The sequence below is a fragment of the Methylophaga sp. F7 genome (assembly GCF_056863975.1).
On record NZ_CM166511.1, the window covers coordinates 1,865,128 to 1,885,673 of the forward strand.

At 45.7% G+C, this 20,546-nt stretch carries 18 protein-coding genes; 7 read left to right on the forward strand and 11 right to left on the reverse strand.

The features are described 5' to 3' along the window. Window positions 1-46: 46 nt before the first annotated feature. Window positions 47-2,191 carry a methyl-accepting chemotaxis protein gene (locus AC08OG_RS09440; RefSeq protein ID WP_482929372.1) on the forward strand — a complete coding sequence of 715 codons (2,145 nt, stop codon included), beginning with the start codon at window positions 47-49 and terminating at the stop codon, window positions 2,189-2,191. Between the two features lie 6 nt (window positions 2,192-2,197). Here AC08OG_RS09440 and AC08OG_RS09445 read toward each other — a convergent pair whose 3' ends face one another. Further along, window positions 2,198-3,790 carry a tetratricopeptide repeat protein gene (locus AC08OG_RS09445; protein ID WP_482929373.1) on the reverse strand — a complete coding sequence of 531 codons (1,593 nt, stop codon included), beginning with the start codon at window positions 3,788-3,790 and terminating at the stop codon, window positions 2,198-2,200. 172 nt (window positions 3,791-3,962) lie between these two features. Here AC08OG_RS09445 and AC08OG_RS09450 point away from each other — a divergent pair, with 172 nt between their 5' ends. Beyond that, complete coding sequence (locus tag AC08OG_RS09450; protein ID WP_292399291.1) at window positions 3,963-4,967, forward strand: metal-dependent hydrolase; 1,005 nt, start codon at window positions 3,963-3,965, stop codon at window positions 4,965-4,967. Window positions 4,968-4,998: 31 nt separating this feature from the next. On the opposite strand, the gene AC08OG_RS09455 is transcribed toward AC08OG_RS09450, so the two are convergent. Both AC08OG_RS09455 and AC08OG_RS09460 read right to left on the reverse strand, forming a co-directional pair. Then, a complete protein-coding gene (locus AC08OG_RS09455; RefSeq protein ID WP_482929374.1) occupies window positions 4,999-6,384 on the reverse strand; it encodes an ATP-binding protein in 1,386 nt (461 codons plus the stop codon). Beyond that, on the reverse strand, window positions 6,371-7,042 hold the full coding sequence (locus AC08OG_RS09460) for a response regulator (RefSeq protein ID WP_292399293.1): 672 nt from the start codon (window positions 7,040-7,042) through the stop codon (window positions 6,371-6,373). Before AC08OG_RS09460 ends, AC08OG_RS09455 begins: the two co-directional genes overlap by 14 nt. Before the next feature lie 162 nt (window positions 7,043-7,204). On the opposite strand from AC08OG_RS09460, the gene AC08OG_RS09465 reads away from it, so the two are divergent. Beyond that, window positions 7,205-10,360 (forward strand): efflux RND transporter permease subunit, encoded by a 3,156-nt coding sequence (locus tag AC08OG_RS09465; RefSeq protein ID WP_482929375.1) that lies wholly within the window; start codon window positions 7,205-7,207, stop codon window positions 10,358-10,360. Window positions 10,361-10,370: 10 nt separating this feature from the next. Then, the gene (locus AC08OG_RS09470; RefSeq protein WP_439503473.1) at window positions 10,371-11,474 is read left to right on the forward strand and encodes an efflux RND transporter periplasmic adaptor subunit; all 1,104 of its coding nucleotides are present in this window, start codon (window positions 10,371-10,373) and stop codon (window positions 11,472-11,474) included. 45 nt (window positions 11,475-11,519) lie between these two features. Here the strand turns inward: AC08OG_RS09470 and AC08OG_RS09475 are convergent, their stop codons facing one another. The 3 genes from AC08OG_RS09475 to AC08OG_RS09485 all read right to left on the reverse strand — a co-directional run bounded on the left by AC08OG_RS09475 (window position 11,520) and on the right by AC08OG_RS09485 (window position 13,343). Further along, on the reverse strand, window positions 11,520-11,678 hold the full coding sequence (locus AC08OG_RS09475; protein ID WP_292357497.1) for a DUF3309 family protein: 159 nt from the start codon (window positions 11,676-11,678) through the stop codon (window positions 11,520-11,522). A 97-nt stretch (window positions 11,679-11,775) separates the two neighbouring features. Further along, window positions 11,776-12,480, reverse strand: a complete 705-nt coding sequence (locus tag AC08OG_RS09480) for a Crp/Fnr family transcriptional regulator (RefSeq protein WP_292399302.1) — start codon at window positions 12,478-12,480, stop codon at window positions 11,776-11,778. A 143-nt stretch (window positions 12,481-12,623) separates the two neighbouring features. Then, on the reverse strand, window positions 12,624-13,343 hold the full coding sequence (locus AC08OG_RS09485; RefSeq protein WP_292399306.1) for a Crp/Fnr family transcriptional regulator: 720 nt from the start codon (window positions 13,341-13,343) through the stop codon (window positions 12,624-12,626). Window positions 13,344-13,722: 379 nt separating this feature from the next. Here AC08OG_RS09485 and AC08OG_RS09490 point away from each other — a divergent pair, with 379 nt between their 5' ends. After that, entirely contained in the window at window positions 13,723-15,120 is a 1,398-nt protein-coding gene (locus AC08OG_RS09490) for a PAS domain-containing protein (protein ID WP_482929376.1), read from the forward strand. 52 nt (window positions 15,121-15,172) lie between these two features. Further along, window positions 15,173-15,499 carry a BON domain-containing protein gene (locus AC08OG_RS09495; protein ID WP_292357505.1) on the forward strand — a complete coding sequence of 109 codons (327 nt, stop codon included), beginning with the start codon at window positions 15,173-15,175 and terminating at the stop codon, window positions 15,497-15,499. An 84-nt stretch (window positions 15,500-15,583) separates the two neighbouring features. Here the strand turns inward: AC08OG_RS09495 and AC08OG_RS09500 are convergent, their stop codons facing one another. From AC08OG_RS09500 to AC08OG_RS09515, 4 genes are all read right to left on the reverse strand, one after another. Beyond that, complete coding sequence (locus tag AC08OG_RS09500) at window positions 15,584-15,802, reverse strand: osmotically-inducible lipoprotein B (protein WP_292399315.1); 219 nt, start codon at window positions 15,800-15,802, stop codon at window positions 15,584-15,586. A 123-nt stretch (window positions 15,803-15,925) separates the two neighbouring features. Further along, on the reverse strand, window positions 15,926-17,197 hold the full coding sequence (locus AC08OG_RS09505; protein ID WP_482929377.1) for a Y-family DNA polymerase: 1,272 nt from the start codon (window positions 17,195-17,197) through the stop codon (window positions 15,926-15,928). After that, window positions 17,197-17,805: a LexA family protein gene (locus AC08OG_RS09510; protein WP_318988136.1), complete on the reverse strand. Its 609-nt coding sequence runs from the start codon at window positions 17,803-17,805 to the stop codon at window positions 17,197-17,199. Before AC08OG_RS09510 ends, AC08OG_RS09505 begins: the two co-directional genes overlap by 1 nt. Before the next feature lie 90 nt (window positions 17,806-17,895). Continuing rightward, window positions 17,896-18,441 (reverse strand): YqaA family protein, encoded by a 546-nt coding sequence (locus AC08OG_RS09515; protein WP_482929378.1) that lies wholly within the window; start codon window positions 18,439-18,441, stop codon window positions 17,896-17,898. Between the two features lie 212 nt (window positions 18,442-18,653). Between AC08OG_RS09515 and AC08OG_RS09520 the strand changes: the two genes are divergently transcribed. Further along, entirely contained in the window at window positions 18,654-19,967 is a 1,314-nt protein-coding gene (locus tag AC08OG_RS09520) for a mechanosensitive ion channel domain-containing protein (protein ID WP_482929379.1), read from the forward strand. A 9-nt stretch (window positions 19,968-19,976) separates the two neighbouring features. Here the strand turns inward: AC08OG_RS09520 and AC08OG_RS09525 are convergent, their stop codons facing one another. Next, window positions 19,977-20,513 carry a hypothetical protein gene (locus tag AC08OG_RS09525; RefSeq protein ID WP_292399325.1) on the reverse strand — a complete coding sequence of 179 codons (537 nt, stop codon included), beginning with the start codon at window positions 20,511-20,513 and terminating at the stop codon, window positions 19,977-19,979. Between the last annotated feature and the right edge of the window lie 33 nt (window positions 20,514-20,546).

Below are 20,546 nucleotides of genomic sequence, written 5' to 3' on the forward strand. Positions count from 1 at the left end.
ATTGCCTACCCCTTTTGGAGTATTCCTAACTAAGGTATCAATTACTATGTCTTTAAAAAGTCAGTCGATGAATTTAAGTGTTGCTGAACGACGCTGGCTCCCCTGGTTTGGTCAAACGGGAAAGTTTGCCATGAGATGGAGCTGTTATCTCAATCGTGATACCTATGCCGAAGTTGAACATACATTCGAAGGAATTGCGGCAACTCGTGTCAAACTACTACAGCAATGGACGCATTCCCAATGGAATCAGCTCAAGCTACTCGCAGAGCAATTACCCGGTTCTCTCGGTGATATGGATAGCTCTCTGCTTGAACAACGGCTGAACTCTGCTAAACATTTTTCCGAGATATTTATTATTGAAAAGAGCGGTCGAGTGATCCAATCGACTTATTCAGCACATATCGGCCAGCATGATCTGAATAACAACGCCGTTGAACAAGGTCTGAAACAGTCCTTTTTGCATGGTCCCTATACCGATCCGTTAACGCTCAAGATTGGGCCCTCAAGTTCAAAGTTTCATGATGAAGTGACTTTGATGTTTTATCTGCCGTTAGTAAACGGCGATCAGGTTGTTGGTGCGTTATGTGGCCGTGTACCCAATGACGTAGTAAGTGATTTAATTCAACGCGAAGCAGGTCATGTTTATACAGAGTCTGGGGACAACTATATTTTTATGGTGGAATCACGTTTTGACCCGATGATTCAGCAAGGCGTTGCTCTGTCCCGATCACGGTTTGAAGATAACACTTTCTCGCATGGTGAAAATCTTAAGTCCGGCATAAACACCCATTGGGGAGTGGTTAAAGTTAATCGGCATACCGAGTTCGAAATTCGGTTTACCGATCCGGCGACTGGCCAATTACACCCAGGGGTACGCGAAACTATTCGCAATGGCGAAAACCTGTTTGTCACTTATCCTGGTTATTCAGATTACCGGCATATTCCCGTCATTGGTAAAGGTGTGACTTTTCAATTAACAGGCTCTCCTGATCGTTGGGGAATGATGTGTGAGGGCGACCTGGAAGAGGTTTACCGTCGCCGTTCAGTGAATGTCAGCTTATTGAAAAGCTTTGTCTCAGGCATGATAGCCTTGGTGGGGGTAAACAGCGCTTTACACTATTTCACCACGCTACCTCAATTTGCTATCGACACGGTATCCGTTTGCATGATGATTATCATTGCATTACTGATCCGTAAATTCAGTACTAAACGACTTGCAGATCGAATGAATGAAATGACACGAGTTATCCAGGAGATTGCTGAGGGTGAGGGAAATCTCCGGCAACGCCTGAATAATGAAAAAATGATGGCCGATGAAACAGGCGACATGGGTCGCTGGATTAACAGTTTTATCGATAATCTGGATGGCATCGTCGGACAGGTAATTTTTTCCAGTCACGACGTACACCAAACCAATAAATCCATGTTAGATACCAACCGTGAGGCCTATCAGGTATCAGCAGAAGTGACCGACGCGATAACTAAAATGCTCGATCTGTTGAAAGAGCAAATAGAGGATATCGGCCAGGCTAATCAAACCGCCGAGACCATGAAACTTGAAATGGACCGAGTCGTGGAAGACGCTCGGGTTCAATTTGAAAGTGCCCGCAAAGGCACTCAAGAGATACGCAACGTCGTTGAAAATACGGCTAATTCAGTCAGATCACTGAATGACCGAACCTCTGAAATCGGCAAGATAATCAATGTTATCACTGAAATTACTAATCAAACCAATATGCTGGCATTAAATGCTGCTATTGAAGCGGCCCGGGCCGGCGAGCATGGCCGAGGTTTTTCAGTCGTGGCCGATGAGGTTCGTAATTTGGCCTCACGCACAGCGAATTCTGCCGACGAAATTCAACGCATGATTGAAGGCATGCAACAGGAAACTCAGGAAGCCATGCGCTTTATGGAAACTGGAGTGGAAAACGTCGACAGAAGTTTGAAAATGACTGAACAAGCTTCAAGCGATAATGGTGAGTTGCATATTCTGGTCGAACAGATGTTCTCCACCATCAAACAACTGGCAAACAACAGCCATATACACGGCGATACTGCCCGACAAGTAGGAGTATCTGCTGAACAATTAAAGTCAGCGGTCAGTGCTTTGCAATCTCGTTCGACAATGGTTCGTAATACAGCCCAAACATTATCCCAATTAGTGGGTGTATTTCAGGTCAGTCCACGTTGAACCGGCTCAGGCCGGTTTCAGATCAAAGGCAATGCAAATCCGTTCCTCATCCGAGTTGAAGGGAATCGTGCGATGAAATACCGATGATGGAAACATCACAATATCCCCAACCTCAGGTGCGATGGTTTTGCTGGGAAAGTTGTCATGTTGCTTGGGATAATCATCCCCATGGGTGCTTAGCTCAATGCTGCCTTCATCGGGATGTGTTTTTTGCTTGGGTACTGCCAGGTACAACGCTCCGCTTACCCAACCTTCTTCATGAATATGGGAGGTTAAATGCCCGCCGGTTTTCATTCTGACGTACCAGGAGCTGGCAAACACGGTTTGCTTAGGGAACCCTTTGGCAAAAATACCGCTTTCACCTTTTAGATTTTCGCGATAATCATCTATGGCACGCGCTACCAATTTGGCGATTTGCTGAAAGCTGGCCTCTGAGCGTTTAAACAAATTTCCTGCAGACTGCACACCATGATGCAGGCGGCCCTGACTTTTCTCTTCAATATCGGCCTGTTCGATATCCGCCAGCAGTTGTTTTAGCAGCTCGCTATCGCCTTTTAATTCCGGCACTTGCACATGACAAACCAGATCCAACGGATTTTTACAGAAATTATAGTCATTCACCGTGCCAAAGTTTTCGGCGTAATGTCCTGCGAGTGTCGCCAGAAATGGCGAACTATGGCGGGCTTTTTTCAGTTGGTCCAAGCCCTGTTTGAATTCCTCAAAGCGCTCGGTTTTATACAGACAATATAAAGAACGTTCTTGCCAATCCGCGTACTGCGATTGTTGAAAATAGCGTAAAGCCAGCGGCAAATCGCCACTGTCATAGAAATAGACTGCCAGACTGTAATTTGCCAAAGGTAAACTGGGATCCAGCTCCAATGCCCGTTTGTAGGCAGCAACTGATTCATCATAACGTCCCTGATCGCGCAAAACTTCACCGATATTACTATGCACTTCAGCATAGTCTGGTTTTAATTCCAGCGCCTGATTATAGACAGCAATGGCATCGGCCAGTTTTCCCTGATTTTTAAGTGCTGTACCAAGATTAAAATACAGTTGGGCATCCTGTGAAATCGTTAACGCACGCTGATATATCGCTACCGATTCTTCCAACCGACCCTGTTCCTGCAGACAAACGCCAAGATTGGCAATGGCTTCCAGGAAATTCGGCTGTTGTTCAATGGCTTTTTGATAATACTGACCCGCCTCTTCAAAGCGGTTTTGGGATTGCAATGCATAGCCCAGGTTATAAAGGGCATCTGTCAATTCGGGTTTCAATCTCAGTACTTTTTTATAGCTGTTAATCGCTTCGTCAATACGATTCAAATTGGTCAATAAAATACCCATGTTGAAGTAAATCTCGGGTACATTAGGGTCAATTTCAGTAGCTTTACGAAACACACTAACCGCATCTTTAAATTTATTTTGCGCTGCCAAGGCATTGCCATAAAGATTTAATACCGGAAAAGAACGCGGATAAGCTTTAAGCAGTTTTTTTGCTGCCGATTCAGCAAAACCTGCCTGCCCGGTGTTAAGGGCTTGAATAATAGGTTGTAAATCGGCCTGTCCCGGCGTTGGGCTTGGCATGGGGTGTTTCATAACTGAGATTCCAATAAAGCAGGAGATATTTCCTGCAATTTACAGGACTAATTCCTATCAGCGCAAGATATCTTCCCAGAATTTTTATTAAGATAGATTTAAAGCTGATCAACGAACCATAATTCCGCTGTTCAGGTCTGCTTAACAGTCACAATAAGGAGTCATTACATTCATGGATACGATTACGCAGGCGTTACTTGGCAGTGCAGTGGCTTACAGCGTTGCAGGACGCAAAGCGCCCAGAGCTTCTGTTTTGTATGGTGCTGCTTTCGGTATCTTGCCGGACCTTGATGTATTCATCCAATATGCTAATGACCTGGACACCATGACTTTCCACCGGAGCTGGACCCATTCATGGATTGTGCACAGTTTGCTTGCACCGTTAGTGGCCTGGCTAATGAGTAAACTGGATCAGAGAGTGGATTTTCGACGATGGCTGGCGTTGATCTGGTTGGTGTGGATTACCCATAGTGGACTGGATGCAATGACCGTTTATGGAACGCAGCTTTTCTGGCCCTTTATGCCTCCACCTGCGTCGATTGGCAGTATATTTATTATCGATCCGCTCTATAGTCTGCCACTCGCTGCAGGCTTCCTGGCAATACTTCTGGCCGCCGGAAAACGGCTGAGCCATGCTGTCATGATCGGTAGTCTTATCTTCAGCACGGCTTATCTTGGCTGGAGCTATGCAGCCCAATACTGGATAACACAGCAAACCGAACAGGCATTACAAAAACAACAGATTGACTATCAGCATATTAAAATCACTCCGGCACCGTTAAATACCCTGTTATGGCGGATTGTGGTAATTGATGAAGAGGTTTATTACGAAGGTTTTCGTTCGATTTTTGACGGCGACACAGCATTTTCATTTACCCAATTCGAGCGAGGCATGGAGCTGAAAAAACTTCTGCCCGATCAAACCTATATCAAAAGAATAAACTGGTTTACTCAGGACAACTTCAAGCTTGAGCAACAGGACAATATGATTGTTGCGACAGATTTACGTATGGGCATGGAACCCAATTATTTCTTTCGTTTTAAACTAGCAGAGATACGTGATGGCAATGTTATTTCAGTAGGACCACAACAATTGGGTATGCAGAGAAATGCAAAAGAAGGCTTAAATTGGGTGTGGCAACGTATATGGAACCCACAGCTAAGTCCACTGCATTAGCAGTGACTTGAAAAACAATTGAGATTCCAGCTTACCCTAGGTTATTTTCATTTTCAGCCAGACTGGATGGCAGTGGAATTCTGATGGTGACCCGCAAACCGTTGGTGTTGCCATTTTCGATATTAAGCTCACCTTTAAAACGTCTGACAATGGCATCAACAATTGCCAGCCCCAGACCGCTTCCATCACTATGGTGACCATGGACAAAGCGTCGGGTTAGCTCAGTGAGCAATTTTTCCGACACGCCAGGGCCCTCATCTTCTACCGTCCAGCATAGTTGCTGTTTATCCAAATTAACTGACAGGGTAACTACACTATTCTCTGGTGCATGACGGATGGCGTTTTCCAGCAAATTACGTAAAGCAGCCGATAATAAGATTGCCGAAGCATGGATCTTTTCATCCACACCATCATTACAACGCAATGTCACTTGGTGTTGTCTTGCCAGATGTTGAACATCACTCAATGCCATATTATTAATTTCAGCTACTGGTAAATGGGTACTTTCAGCTAATTGCCCATCGCCTTCTACTCTGGCGAGTAATAAAAGCTGATCCAGCGTTCGTTGTAACCTGTCCGTCGCCTTTTCTGCCTGCACCAGGGCATGCATGGCCTTGCCTCCCTGCGTCAGTCGCGCGACCTGTAGCTGGGTTTTAATTCCAGCTAATGGCGTACGTAATTCATGCGCCACATCACCGGTAAACCGGCGTTCCCGTAACAAAGACTGCTGCATGCGTTGCAACAGTCGATTGATCTCATCCACCAGCGGGCGTACTTCGGCCGGGCGTTGCTCCCAGACTAACGAGGTAAGATCTTCGGTATTACGTCTGGCCATATTCTGAGTCAAGCTATGCAATGGTTTAAATCCATGCAAAATACCAAACCAGACTACGGCCAAAGTGCCCGCCAGACTGAGGAAAAACGGTAGTCCAGCGGCGATCACCACCGACCGCATCAACGTATCTCTGGTTTCCAATCGTTCAGCGGTGGTAATGGTCAATCCCCCCTGAGACAAATTAAACACACGCCACGGCTCTCCATCCTGCAATCGATTTTGGTAGCCTTGCTGCGTAGTGGTCAGTACGTTTTCAGGAGCATCATGGGATACCGCGATAATATCTCCCGCGACATTGGCTACCTTGCAGGCAAGTGTCGCAGGTAAATCAAGATTTTCAGCCGGATCAAATAAAGCATTGCGTTGACCGCCATTTACCAGCGGATCCAAATCATATTGAGACATTAAAGACATCAGCATTTTGGCGGAAGCGGCAAGACGGTTATCCAGAGTATTCTGCATTTCCTTTTGCACACTCATCAGCAACCACGGAGCCAGTAGCAGCCACATCAACAGCACTGCAATGCCAATCCGCCATAGTAACTGCCAGCGTAAATAGTCCTTGGCTTTAGCGGGGCTCATTGAGCGCTCCCAATCGATATCCCATGCCCCGAACCGTTTCAATCCAGTCATCACCCAGTTTACGACGTAAATTATGGATATGTACGGCTACAGCATTACTTTCAATGCCTTCGGCCCAGCCATAAAGACGATCCTGCAACTGTGCAGCGGTAACCACTCGGCCGGGTTGCTGCAAAAGGGTTTCCAATACGGTAATTTCACGACGGGATAAATTCAGCGGTTTATTGTTTAGCAAGACTTGTAAAGTGGAGGGATCAAATTGCAGACTACCGTGCTGAATCGTCTGGGTGGCACGTCCTGCCGCTCTGCGACTTAAAGAATGCAGGCGAGCGGCAAGTTCTGTTAAATCAAATGGCTTACTCATATAGTCATCCGCACCGGCCTGTAAACCACTGACGCGATCAGGTACTGCATCTCTGGCAGTTAATATTAATACCGGTAAGTTATTTCCACGCTCCCGCCAGCGATTGAGTAAATGCATGCCATCTTCGTCTGGCAAGCCCAGATCGAGAATAACGGCATCAAAACTGGCGGTGGCCATGGCCGTTTCAGCTCCTCCGGCATTCATTACCCACTCGGCCTGAATGCCTAATGCCGTCAGACCGGCCTGTATGCCCTCACCCATTAAAGCATCATCTTCCACAATCAATACATACATCGGTCAATACCCGAAATAAAAACGTTATGTTCGTTTAACTGAATTAAGACAACGTTAACATTGCCTTAATTTTGTCGCTGCACTCTACGCTTCAAGAATTGGTTGCGTAACGTCACTGCAACCAAACCTCCCAACATTTACTAATAACATGAGAAGCTATTTATGTGGCTGGTGCGTTATGCTCTAACCCGACCTTATTCTGTGGCCGCTTTAAGCCTGCTGATATTTGCAGCAGGTTTAATCAGTTTTCTGAAATTGCCCGTCGACGTGCTTCCCAGCGTCAATATACCTTCTATAAAAGTGGTATGGACCTATAACGGTCTTAACACCAATGAAATGGCATCAAAAATCACTACTTTTAGCGAAGTAGCGATTATGAACAATGTCGATAACCTTAAGGAAATTCGTTCACAAACCCTGAATGGCACCTCAGTCATTCATATCGACTTTCATCCCGAAGTTGATATTGCCAATGCCATGGCGCAGGTCACCGGTGTATCGCAAACCATCCGTCGGCGAATGCCGGAAGGTACTTCACCGCCATTGGTTGCCGAATACAATCAATCCAGTACGCCGATTATCCAGCTGGTCATGTCTTCAGATACGTTGACTGATGGCCAACTGGCTGATTTTGCACGGTTACAGTTGCGTGGCATGGTTCAATCCATTAATGGCATTCGCATGACCCTGCCTTATGGTGGTGCCACCCGGCAGATCATGGTGGATCTGGATCCTGAGGCGTTATTTGCTCAAGGGTTAACAGCAAGTGACGTAACGCAGGCGATTAATGAACAGAACCTGACACTGCCATCAGGCAGCATTCGTGAAGCGCAGAATGAACTGCAAATCACTGTTAATGCCAGTCCACAGGCAGTAGCTGATTTTGAGGATCTGCCGATTCGCTCCCGAGATGGCGAACTGATATTGCTACGTGACGTCGCTGATGTTCGGGATGGCACCGCGTTGCAGACTAATATCGCCCGCGTCAACGGACAAAATGCGGTCATGGTGTCATTGATTAAGCTGGGCGGTGCTTCGACTGTAGACATTATTAATGAACTAACCGAACGACTCCCTTCAATTCAGGCTGCGGCACCTGAGGGCATTACCATATCGCCAATTTTTGATCAGTCGGTGTTTGTGAACACGGCATTACATCATATTGAAATGGAAATTCTTATCGTCGGCTCACTGGTCGCATTAATGGTACTGCTGTTTTTGGGATCATCACGGGCCACATTGATTGTCTTGACCTCTATTCCATTATCATTGCTGACAGCAGTTTTTGTATTAAATTTAACCGGCAACACCTTGAATTTAATGAGCTTGGGTGGACTGGCACTGGCCATTGGCATTCTGGTTGATAACGCATTAGTGGAAATTGAAAATATCAAACGTCACCTGGCCGATGGCATGGAGCCAAGTCGGGCCATATTGACCAGCGCCAGTGAAGTTGCCTTCCCTGAACTTGTTTCCACACTTTCCACCTGTATCGTTTTTTCACCGATATTTTTATTAACCGGTGTGGCAGGTTATATCTTTCAGCCAATGGCGATTGTAGTCATTGCCTGTCTTGTTGCCTCTTATTTATTATCTCGCACCGTAGTTCCTGCCTTGGCCAGACTTTTACTCACCAATGAGAAAGCCGTAAATAAACACTCCAAAAATCCATTGGTCCATTTACATCTGGCATTGGAACAACGGCTGCATAATGGTCAGCAGCATTTACAAAATACGATTGGTAAATTGCAGCGTCACATTGTGATTGCACCATTGATTGGTGTTGTTATCGTCACAGCGGCGGGATTTGCACTTCAGGATCTCGGCAGGGATTTCTTTCCAAAAACTGATGCGGGTCTGATGAGGCTTTATCTAAGGGCCGAACCTGGCACTCGCATTGAACAAACGGCCGATAAGTTTGCACAGATTCAGCAGGAAATACGCAAAATAATCCCCGAACAGGAACTTGATTTTGTATTTGATAACATTGGCATGCCCGACTCCATTAATCGTGCCTGGATAGACAGTTTTACTATCGGGTCCTACGATGGAGAATTACAAATTCAGTTAGCTAAAGGTCATCAACCCACCAGTCAATATGAATCGGCGATTCGGCAGATGCTGAAACAAAAATTTCCGGAAGTTACATTATTTGCTCAAGCGGCAGATACCACCAATCAGACATTATCCGGCAGTACACCGACAGCACTTGATGTGCGGTTTACCGGCCGAAATCTGCAAGCCAGCATTGCCAAGGCGGAAACCCTCATTGAAAAGATGCAAAACGTCGAAGGCGCTGTCGATATTGGTTTTCAGCAAGTATTTGCGTTGCCTGAATACTATGTGCACCTGGATCGCAAACGTGCAGCTGAACTCGGTGTGACCACACAAGACACCATGAACAGTCTGTTAGGTGCTTTAGGCTCTGCCGGTACCGTCTCCCCCAGCTTCTGGTCCGATCCGGTGTTTGGTTTTTCCTATGAAGTGCAAACCCGTATGCCATTACACAAATTACGCACCACCGATGATCTTATGAACTTGCAGATTCAGACTTCTGATCCCCAGGTGACTGTGCCACTGGCAAGTATTGCTTCTATTACCCCACGAAATGTCGCTGGAAGCATTGGTCGCACCATGCTGAAACCCACCGTCAATGTGTTAATCAATACCGAAAACACAGATTTAGGCTCGGTTTATAAAGCCACGCAGCAGATTGTGAATGAATTAAAACAAAACGTCGTTCCCGGTAATGATATTGAAATCATGGGACAGGCAGCAGCCATGGATGAAGCTTACCGTGACCTGCTGTTCGGCTTTTTACTGGCGGTATTTTTCATCTATATCATCATGCTGTTTAACTTCGCCTCCTGGATCATGCCTCTAGTTGCATTATCCGGCGCGCCCATTGCCATATCTGGCGCGATCATCGGCTTAATGCTTACTGGAACGAATATCAGCGTACCGGCGTTAATGGGTTTTATCATGGTGATTGGCGTATCAACTGCCAATAGCGTTCTGGTCACGACCTTTGCTCGAGATCAATGGGTGGCAGGTAAATCAGCATTTGAAGCAGCTCGCGAAGCAGCTTCGACACGGCTAAGACCTGTATTAATGACCGCTCTCACCATGATTATTGGTTTACTGCCGATGGCATTGGCGCTTGGCGAAGGGGGTGAACAAAATGCACCACTGGCCCGGACGGTTATCGGTGGTTTGATGCTGGGTACATTTGCCTCACTGTTTTTAGTGCCATGGACTTTCAGCATGATCATGCAATTTATTAAACGTCCGCAGCCCATCAAGCTGCCGACAATTTGAGGTCCTCACCATGTCAAATATAACCAAGACAATCATAGTTGCTGCGGTCATCGCTGTTCCGGTGTGGTTTTTAATTCAACCTGCCAGCGAAGCCAATATCGAACAATCCTCTGCTAACACCCCTGAAACTCTCTCGGTGCGGGTCGCTCAACCAAAACACATAACTGATTATCAGCCACTGGTATTCAATGCACGCGTCGAGGCCATTGAACAGTCGGATATTTTTGCCCGAGCTGATGGTTATGTCGAAAGTCGTTACGTGGATATTGGTGATGAAGTTAAACAAGGTGACCTGTTAGCCAAACTGTCTTCCCCCGAACTGGAGCAGGAAATTCTACAGGCCAAGGCTGAAATAAAGCGCCAGAAAGCCATGCTGGATCTGACTGAAAAAGTGGCCAGACGCTACATTAATTTACGTGATTCCGGCGCCGTGAATGCAACCGAAGTAGATGAAAAAGAAGCAGAGCTGGCTGTTGCCAAAGCCACATTAGCCACTTATGAAGCAAGACTGGAGCAGCTGGAAAATGAATTCGCCTATACCGAGATTGTGGCACCATTTGATGGCATCGTTACCCGTCGCCAGGCTGAGCGTGGTAATCGAATTACACGCAGTGATGATATGCCGTTGTTCCGTATAAGCCGCAGCGATAAATTACGGGTTATTGTAGATATTCCCCAGACCCAGCTATTCAATATTGATAAGCAACAGTCGGCACAATTTACGCTGCCTGATATGTCGAATCAGCAAATTGAAGTCCCATTTTCTCGTATTTCAGGTGAAGTGAATCGTGAAACCGGAACAATGCGGGTGGAATATCTACTGGAAAATACCGACCTGACAATTCCGGCCGGGGTCAGTGGAGAACTGACGATTCAGGCAATCGAAAAAGTGGATACAGTGCGTATCCCGGTTAATGCGTTAAAGACTATTAAAGGTAAACCTTCGGTGATGCTGGTCAATGCGGATAACCAGGTGGAAATCAAAACCGTTCGTGTCGGTCGGTTGGATAATAGTGAGGTTGAGATTCTATCGGGGCTGATAGCTGAAGATCGTGTCATCCTCAATCCTAACGCAAGATTGGATGAAGGTGAAAAGGTCAACGTTTCAGACTAAAAGCAATCAGGCCCACTTTTAAAGTGGGCCTGCAGGACTTATGGGTTAAATTCGACCGGTCAGTAATAAAACCAACAATATAATCACCAACACACCGATCAATCCTGTCGGACCATAACCCCAGTTTCGACTATGTGGCCATGAAGGAATTACTCCGACTAATAACAGAACCAGGATAATTAATAAGATAGTACTTGTAGTCATGATCATTCCCTCTCATTGAAAAAAACACGATATAAACAAAAGCGGATAACGTCTGTGCGTTGGCGTACCAATTACCAGTCAATATTTTTTAAGCCACTCACTGCATAATCCGTTTGTAGGTTTTTTTATCAATTTTATAGCAACTGCACGCAGATGCTTCGAGTCCTTTCACATCCAGAATGGTGATATTGCCTCGGTGATATTTGATTAACTGCCGTTTGTGCAATGCCGTGGCTGCTCGGGTAACACCGACGCGACGCACCCCCAACATGTAGGCAAGAAATTCCTGGGTAATGCGAAACTCATTGGATTCAGCCCGATCACGAGTCATTAATAACCAGCGAGCCAGCCGGGCTTCGACTAAATGAAATCGGGTACAGCCTGCAGTCTGAGATAATTGCACCATGGTGACATACAAATATTTTTTTAACATCGCTTCCAAAATGGGGCTTTGTTTAATCTGCTGCAGCAAGTTAGCCACTGGAATACGTAAAGCCTGTCCTGCCCCCTGTACCAATGAATGCAATGGCGCTATAGTCACACCCAAAACCAGGGTATTTCCCAACATACCTTCATTGCCGATGAGTCCTACTTCTAGGTTTGAACTTTTATCGACTGGGACCGTCAACGAGATAAAACCTTGATTGGGAAACCAGGCGTATTGCATGGCCTCATTCGGTTCCGTCAGAATCTCAGCAAATACTAAATCTACCAGCTCGCACTCGGCCAAAAGCCGATTTCTTTCCAGTGCAGGTAAATCAGTAATAAGATGATTGATTAGTTGGACTTCAGAAATTAGCAATGTGGTACTCCAGTATTGCTCATAAAATGACACTGAAAAATTTATGTCATTAAGAGGTTTACTCTACGCTTATTAATGAAAGGTCGTATTAATCTCTAGAGTCTTCTCTTTTGGCCAGCCCACGCCGATGTGAACAATGTCATTTAATCGACTTCGTTATCCTTCATTAATCTGTCTGTTTCTCTTTTGACAACTTGATAACATTCGCAAACACGTTCTTCCAAACCTTTGCGATCTATTACGGTGATTTTGCCTCGGGAATATTGAATCAACCCCGCTTTCTGCAAATGCCCTGCTGCCTCGGTAACACCTTCGCGGCGCACGCCCAACATATTTGCAATCAACTCTTGGGTCATTCTAAGCTCATTGGACGGCAACCGATCCAGACTTAATAATAACCAACGGCATAATTGCTGATCGACCGTATGGTGACGATTACATGATGCTGTTTGTGCCATCTGAGTGATTAACGACTGGGTGTAGCGCAACAGTAAACGCTGTAATTTTTCCGCTCGAAAAAACTCTTTTTTCAACAATCGGCCTGATAATCTGTAAGCATATCCTTCACTTTGCACCACGGCCCAACTGGAGGTCGTTTCGCCTCCCATAAACAATGAGATCCCAACAATGCCTTCATTACCGACCACAGCGATTTCCGCTGAAGCGCCACTTTCCATAACATTTAATAAAGACACTATTGCTGTAGTCGGAAAATACACATGGTTAATCTGTTTATCAGGAGAATAAAGCACCTCCCCTAAAGGCATCTTAACCAATTCTAAACCCGGATAAAATCTTTCACGTGCTTGATTTAGTAGTGATGCCAGAATCTTATTTTTACTGGGGTCTTGTTCTTGGCTCATACGCTCACAATTTAATGATCTATAAATATCCGTTTATCTGATGTTTACTCCTCACACATAATCCGTGTCAGTCATTGAGTCCATACAAACGCGATCCCACTATTTATTAACACATAAATACTCTCGGCTTGTTTGTACGGTATCGCACATAACTCTCAAAAAAACAACATTACAATTTATTGGTTTGTGCGAAAACGTACATACGAATACTGCTGTTTTCTTTATCCTGAAAATTAAGCTGAAAAACTTAATGGGGAGGAAAAGCCGTTATGAAAACCAAATTTATCTTTGAATATTCATGCTCCTCAATAAAAAAACCTGTTAATTATGTTTCACCCCGTCTGTTTCATAATTCAACACGGAACGGGTGAAATAGGTTATGCGTACTTTGCGAACCCGTAGGACGGACAGCGGTTCAATATGGCAAATCCTTCCAAAAGTTCAGAGAGATAAACTCGATTACGATAATCTGAAAAAAATGTGTGATGATTTTCCGTTAGGCATTATCCTGTGCGATAAAGCAGGTCGGTGTTTATATTCTAACCATGCATATACCAACATTCTCGGATATGCCGCCGGGGAACTGCTTCATCAAGACTGGCACGCTTGTCTTTATATAGAAGATTCTGCTCAACTGAATGAAAAGTGGAAACAAGCTGTTTTAAACCGTACCCCCCTGCAGGATGATGTACGCCTCATACGGGCTGATGACGCGATGATATGGGCCCGTCTCCATGCCAGCATGCTGGAAGACGCTGAATATCCATTTGCCAGTTTGCTAATGGTTGAAGATATCTCCGAGCGTAAAGCCATGGAAAGTACATTGAAACAAATCGAAAACGCCTTATTCGAGGAAAAAGAACGCGCTCAAGTTACCCTCGATTCGATTGGTGATGCAGTGCTGACAACCGATTTAGAAGGCAATATTACTTATCTCAACCTTGAGGCGGAGCGTTTAACCGGCTGGGAACGCCAGCAATCTATCGGCAAACCTTTGCTCACTGTGTTTAATATCATTGATGGTGAGTCTCGGGAAACGGCACCTAATCCAGCAAATAAGGCTATGTTAGAAAATAGAACAGTTGAGCTGGCAATCGGCTGTATTTTAATTGCCAAAGATGGCTCTGAGGTTGAAATTGAAGACTCGGCAGCACCTATCCATAACCGTGATCAGCAAGTCTGTGGTGCAGTGATTGTGTTTCACAATGTCGCCAAATCAAATCTGGTAATGGAAAAAACCAACCGACTGGCATGGTATGACTACCTGACTGGCTTACCCAATCTGGCCTTATTTAATGAACGTTTATCGCAATCGCTTGGCATAGCGGATCGACATGATAAGCGTGTTGCATTGCTCTTTCTTGATATGGACGATTTCAAAAAATCAAACGACAGCTTCGGGCATTTAACCGGTGACTTATTACTCAAATCAGTCGCCGAACGGGTAACACAGTGTCTCCGTACCACCGACACGGTTTGTCGACGTAGCGGCGATGAGTTTCTGATATTACTGAGCGAAATAGAACATCCCGAAGATGCCATCCTTGTGGCCAGGCAGATACTTTCAGCGATTGCAGCACCTCAAAAAATTAACGATAACGACATAACTTTAGCGGCAAGCATTGGTATCAGTGTCTACCCGGATGATGGAGTGGATGCAACGACTTTAATGACATGCGCTGACAGTGCTATGTATATCGCCAAGCAAAATGGGCCAAATCAATTTTATTATTCTGGCTCTCCCTACCCTGGAAAAGTTGAGTCTTTATGTCGTTAGACATCTACTTTAATCATCAAACCAGCTTCAAACGACTTTTCCGGAAAACCTTATGAAATCCATTACTAAACCCTTACTTTTCTGCACATTGTTTATTGTCCCTCTCGTGGGGATACTGACAATTAGTGGTTGTGCTTCTACATCCACCCAGTCCGGTACTGGCGAATACATTGATGACAGTGTGATTACCACTAAAGTCAAAGCAGCTATTCTCAATGAAGAAACACTGAAAGTTGCCGAGATCAATGTGGAGACCTTTAAAGGCGTTGTGCAATTAAGCGGCTTTGTTAATTCACAGGAAGACATTGAACGCGCTGTTGTCGTGGCACGCAGTGTCGCTGGAGTGAAATCAGTAGAAAATGCTATGCGGGTGAAGTAAACCACCTTAATTAATGAAAGCGTTTTAAATAAAAAAGCCCTGTCATCGCTGACAGGGCTTTTTTGGTCGCATGGTTCTGGTGAATTAATCTTTACCAACCTGGCTACCAATAACACCGCCTACTGCTGCTCCACCAACAGTACCAACGGCGCTACCACCGGTTAAAATAGCTCCGCCTACGGCACCGATACCGGCACCTGCCGCTGTGCTTTTATCGCGGCTGGACATATTGCCACAACCCGCTGTTGCGAGGATGGCTGTTGCTAAAAGGACGATAAGTGAAGTTTGACGAATGATGTTCATGATAATGCTCTCTGAGTTCGGCCAAAACATATCTGGCGCGATAATTTGATGATACTCGCCTTATTTTTAGGCTATCGCTTTTGTTTCACTGAACTGTGATAAGAGTAGTTAAAAAGCATTTATTTAACTGACCGTTAATACTTCTCCCCACTTTGTTGTGTAGCTTGGACTTTTATGTTCCTGCTTCATTTTCCACGGACGTTTAAAGCCCTGATTGGCCAGTTGCAAGGTGTCCCGGCCCATCGTGTTATTAATGATATCCATCACCGTCATTAACTGTCCGGATTTAGCATCCTGATTCGGCGCAAACAAGTCCTGCTGCTGCCCACTTTTCGGCTGCAGTTCGGTGAGCATAATGCCGGCTTTGGCATAGTTAAATCCGGGTTGATACATCTTTTTCAATGCACTCAGCGCATGTTTGACCAATACACGCGTGTCATCAGAAGCCATCGGCAACGCTACCATCAGACTATTGCCGTAAAAAGCCTCCCCACTGCGATAAGGACTGCAACGGATATAGACCTGGAGCATCCGCGCCACCGAGTACTGCCGTCGCAGTTTTACAGCCGCACGACTGGTATACAGACTGATGGATTCGGCCAGACTGTTCATATCCGTCACCGGAATACCAAAACTTCTCGAACTTAATATCTGCTTTTTGTCAGTGATGGCATATTCCAGCTCCAGACAGCTGATACCATTGAGTTCACGTACGATTTTTTCCATCACCACACTGTATTGGCGCCGCAGGGTTTCAGCATTGGCTTGTTTTAAATCCAAAACGCTGTAAATGCCCTGTGTTTTCAACTTCACTGCCAGTTTACGACCAACGCCCCATACTTCACCGACATCCAGCTCCGCCAGCAAACAATTAAGCTGGCTTGGACTCAGCTGATTAAAATCACAAACCCCATCAAATTCACCCCGTTTTTTGGCACAGTGATTGGCCAGCTTGGCCAGCGTTTTACTGGCACCGATACCGACACTGACCGGCAATCCAGTCCATTGTGCTATCCGATGACGGATCTGCTGGCCATATTGCAGTAAATCAAGATGCTGGAAACCGGTTAGATCCAGAAAACACTCATCAATTGAATACACTTCCTGATCGGGCGAAAACTGATTAAGAATACGCATCACCCGATTACTCATATCGGCATACAACGCATAGTTGGATGATAAAGCGATGATCTGCTGCTCATTCGCTATTTGCTGAAACTTAAACCACGGTGCCCCCATCGGGATATGCAGTTTGGCCTCGTTACTTCTCGCGACTGCACAGCCATCATTATTACTGAGCACCACCACCGGCTTACCGGCCAGTTTTGGATTAAATACCCGCTCGCAGGAAACGTAAAAGTTATTCACGTCGATCAGGGCAATACTGCGTGACATTATTTAAAACGCCGAAACGAACCGGTGACCACACCCCAGATTTCAAACTGCATACCGTCTTTGATTTCAATCGGCTTATACTCGCCTGACTGATTGGACGGCAGTAATCGTGGGCCACCCTGTTTGGTTTTTGCCAGCAGTTTAATGGTAAATTCACCATCGACAACCGCCAGTACAATATCCCCGATACTGGCATTTTTAGAGCGATCCACCACCGCTTTATCGCCGGGCAATAAACCACTGTCGATCATTGAATAGCCCTGAATGGTGACAAAAAATGTCGCTTCTTCGTCATCAATCAGGAATTCATTGGGATCCAGTCGTTTTTCGACATGTTCATCTGCCGGCGAGGGAAAACCCGCCGCCACTTTGGAACTGAATAATGGCCAGCTACGTTTAGCGGGTGCAATGATTGGACGTTCAAACTCCATTGGCTGGTCTTGCAATGGCGCGGACTGCCTGCGTCGATAAGCCGCCAGAAAATCAGTGATTACAGGCTTTTGACTCTCAGGAATACGTATCACGGTTGTCGGTTCTTTGATCACGGAGCCTTTTTTGCGGCCGGCGCCGACGCGCCGACCACCATGTGTATTTGAGCGAGTAGTCATAAATCACTTGATTAATTGAAACAGTTAATCAAGTGTACGAATCGTTTCCTCATCAGGCAAGGAAAAATTCACTATCCCGTGATAAAAAAATTAACCACCGAACAACAACACGCTCCAGATAACGGCAATCAATACAAGAATAAAAATCGACGCACCGATTTTGTTTTCTTCAAACATTTTTTGTGTCTGATTACCAAACAGACACACCAAAAGACCCAGACCAAAATAACGCAGACCACGAGAAATGGTGGTTGCCAGCATATACAGTAAAAATGAATAGCCCGTCACACCCGCCGCCAACATGGCAATCTGAAATGGAATCGGCGTAACTCCGACGCTCAATACATACCAGAAACCATGTAAATGAATTTGCTGACGAATAGTTTCAAACTGCTCAGGCGTCGACAGCATAGCAATCAGTTGCTCGCCGATCAGACCAAATACAAAATAGCCAATTACATAGCCCAGCGCCGCACCAAAAATACAGCCCAGTAATGCCATGGCGCTAATAGCCCAAAGCAGCTTCCGACGAGCCTGCATTAAAGGAATCAAAATGGTTTCCAGTGGGATGGGGACGATCAGTGACTCCATAAATGAAGCGAAAGCAACACCCCACAACATATGTTTTGAGTGCACTAAACGAGAGCCCAACTGCTTGAATCTATTCAAACTGATTTATTTCCTTATTTAAGGTCAGTATGCTCAACGCAAGAACACACAAAACAAGTAATATCCAGATAACAAGCCGCTATCCTCATTGAAATCACTGCAGCTGTAAATAACCTGGGTTGATAAAGCAGTGAGGATTGTTGTCATGGCTACCTGAAAAATTCCGGCAGGAGATACAAATGAATTACCGCTTTCTTTTACTGATAACCACGCTGCTATGGATGCCCGCAATATACAGTGAGGAGTTAGTTGATGCAGGCGCTGAAATACAGGTAACGAATGCACCGGATGATCAAGCTATTGAAAATCGGTTGAGCGACATTCTGAACGTTATCGAAAGCTATGAAGATGTTGAGGTCACAGTCGATTCCGGAGTGGTAATCCTCAGTGGTAGCGTCTCCAGCGCTCGCGCCGGACGTGATCTGGTAGCGCTAGCCAGTCGGGTCGAGGGCGTTATTTATGTGCAAAACCGGCTCAATGAGCTAATGGACATTTCCACCCGCGTACAACCCACGACACAAAAAATCGAAGCAATGCTTGCTTCATTGATCCGCAGTCTGCCCATTTTTCTGGTGGCAATCATCACCATCATTTTCTTTTGGCTGCTCGGTCGCTGGGTCGGTAACCGCAGTGCCTGGTTGAGTCGTATAGGGCTTTCCGAACTCGCCACCGATCTGGGTGGACGCATTATACGAATCCTGATTGTTGGCATCGGCTTTCTAATTGCGTTACAGATCCTCGATGCAACGGCGCTGGTGGGAGCACTGCTTGGTGTGGCAGGTGTATTTGGCCTCGCTGTAGGTTTTGCGTTTCGCAATATTGTCGAAAACTATCTGGCCGGTGTACTGCTCAGTGCACGGAATCCATTCAAAATCGGTGATTCTATTCAAATAGCTGAATTCACCGGTAATGTGGTTCGGCTGACTTCCCGAGATACCGTGCTGATGACAGCTGATGGCAACCATTTACGTATTCCCAACAGCACGATGATCACGTCGGTCATGATCAATTACACTCGCAATCCCTTACGTCGTTTTGAATTTACACTGGCTATCTCTGCCGAGATCGATCTGATCAAGGCTCGCCGCCTGGGCTTAGGAATTCTGCAAAATATGCAGGGACTGCTAGCTGAGCCGGGTCCACAAGTGCTGATTGCTGATATACGTGAAAATATCGTCGATCTGCACTTTATGGCCTGGATTAATCAACATGAAAGTGATTTTGCCAAAGCCCGCAGTGAAGCTATTCGCCTGATAAAAATCGGGTTTGATGAAGCCGGCATTACATTTCATCAACCAGTACATCGACTGCAGCTGATAAATGATGAAACGAATCTGGAGCCAGAACCCGCTGATGCATTACCTGAGACAGAATCCACTTTACCAAACGTTTCGGCTGAAGCATCGACTGTGGATATTGCCACTGATCCTACAATTTCCAGACAAGTGGCTCATGAACTGAATACATCTGACGAGGAAAACCTGCTTAAATAACGAAGCACATCAAGCGGTTGAAATCAGCGGATATTCATGCTCTGCGTAAAAGTTCTGATAGACAATTTCTATCCGCAGTCGATCACCCGCCTCTATAAACTGTAATGGCTGGCTGACATCATCAATCCACTGCTGAGCCTGTTCCGCTTTAATAAAACTGCAGATATCTCCCACCGGCCACTGGAAATACACTTCGCGTTGTTTCTTTTCGGCCAACACTACTGGATCCGTGGTATCGGGAAGCGGAATATACGAACTGAAAATCTCTAATCCGCCCTGCTGTTCGGGATCATTTGCATTATATTCCAGTGAAATATCCCAGCCGCGGACTAACCCATCATAGGCATCGCCACGCTCAAAACTGAATCCATACATCGCCAGAATATCATCGTCGATTTCCGGCAATTTCTGCAGAGCATCCTGCACAGCTTTAATCGCAGTTTTATCCTGCTCCGAAAGGTTTTCCAGGCTTAGTAGCCAATCGCCTAGATTGATAGCCGCCTGAATAATGGGGGGATGCGTTTTGTCGAGCAGAATCTGTGGCATATGTTTGGACTATCAATGATAAAAGCCGAAACA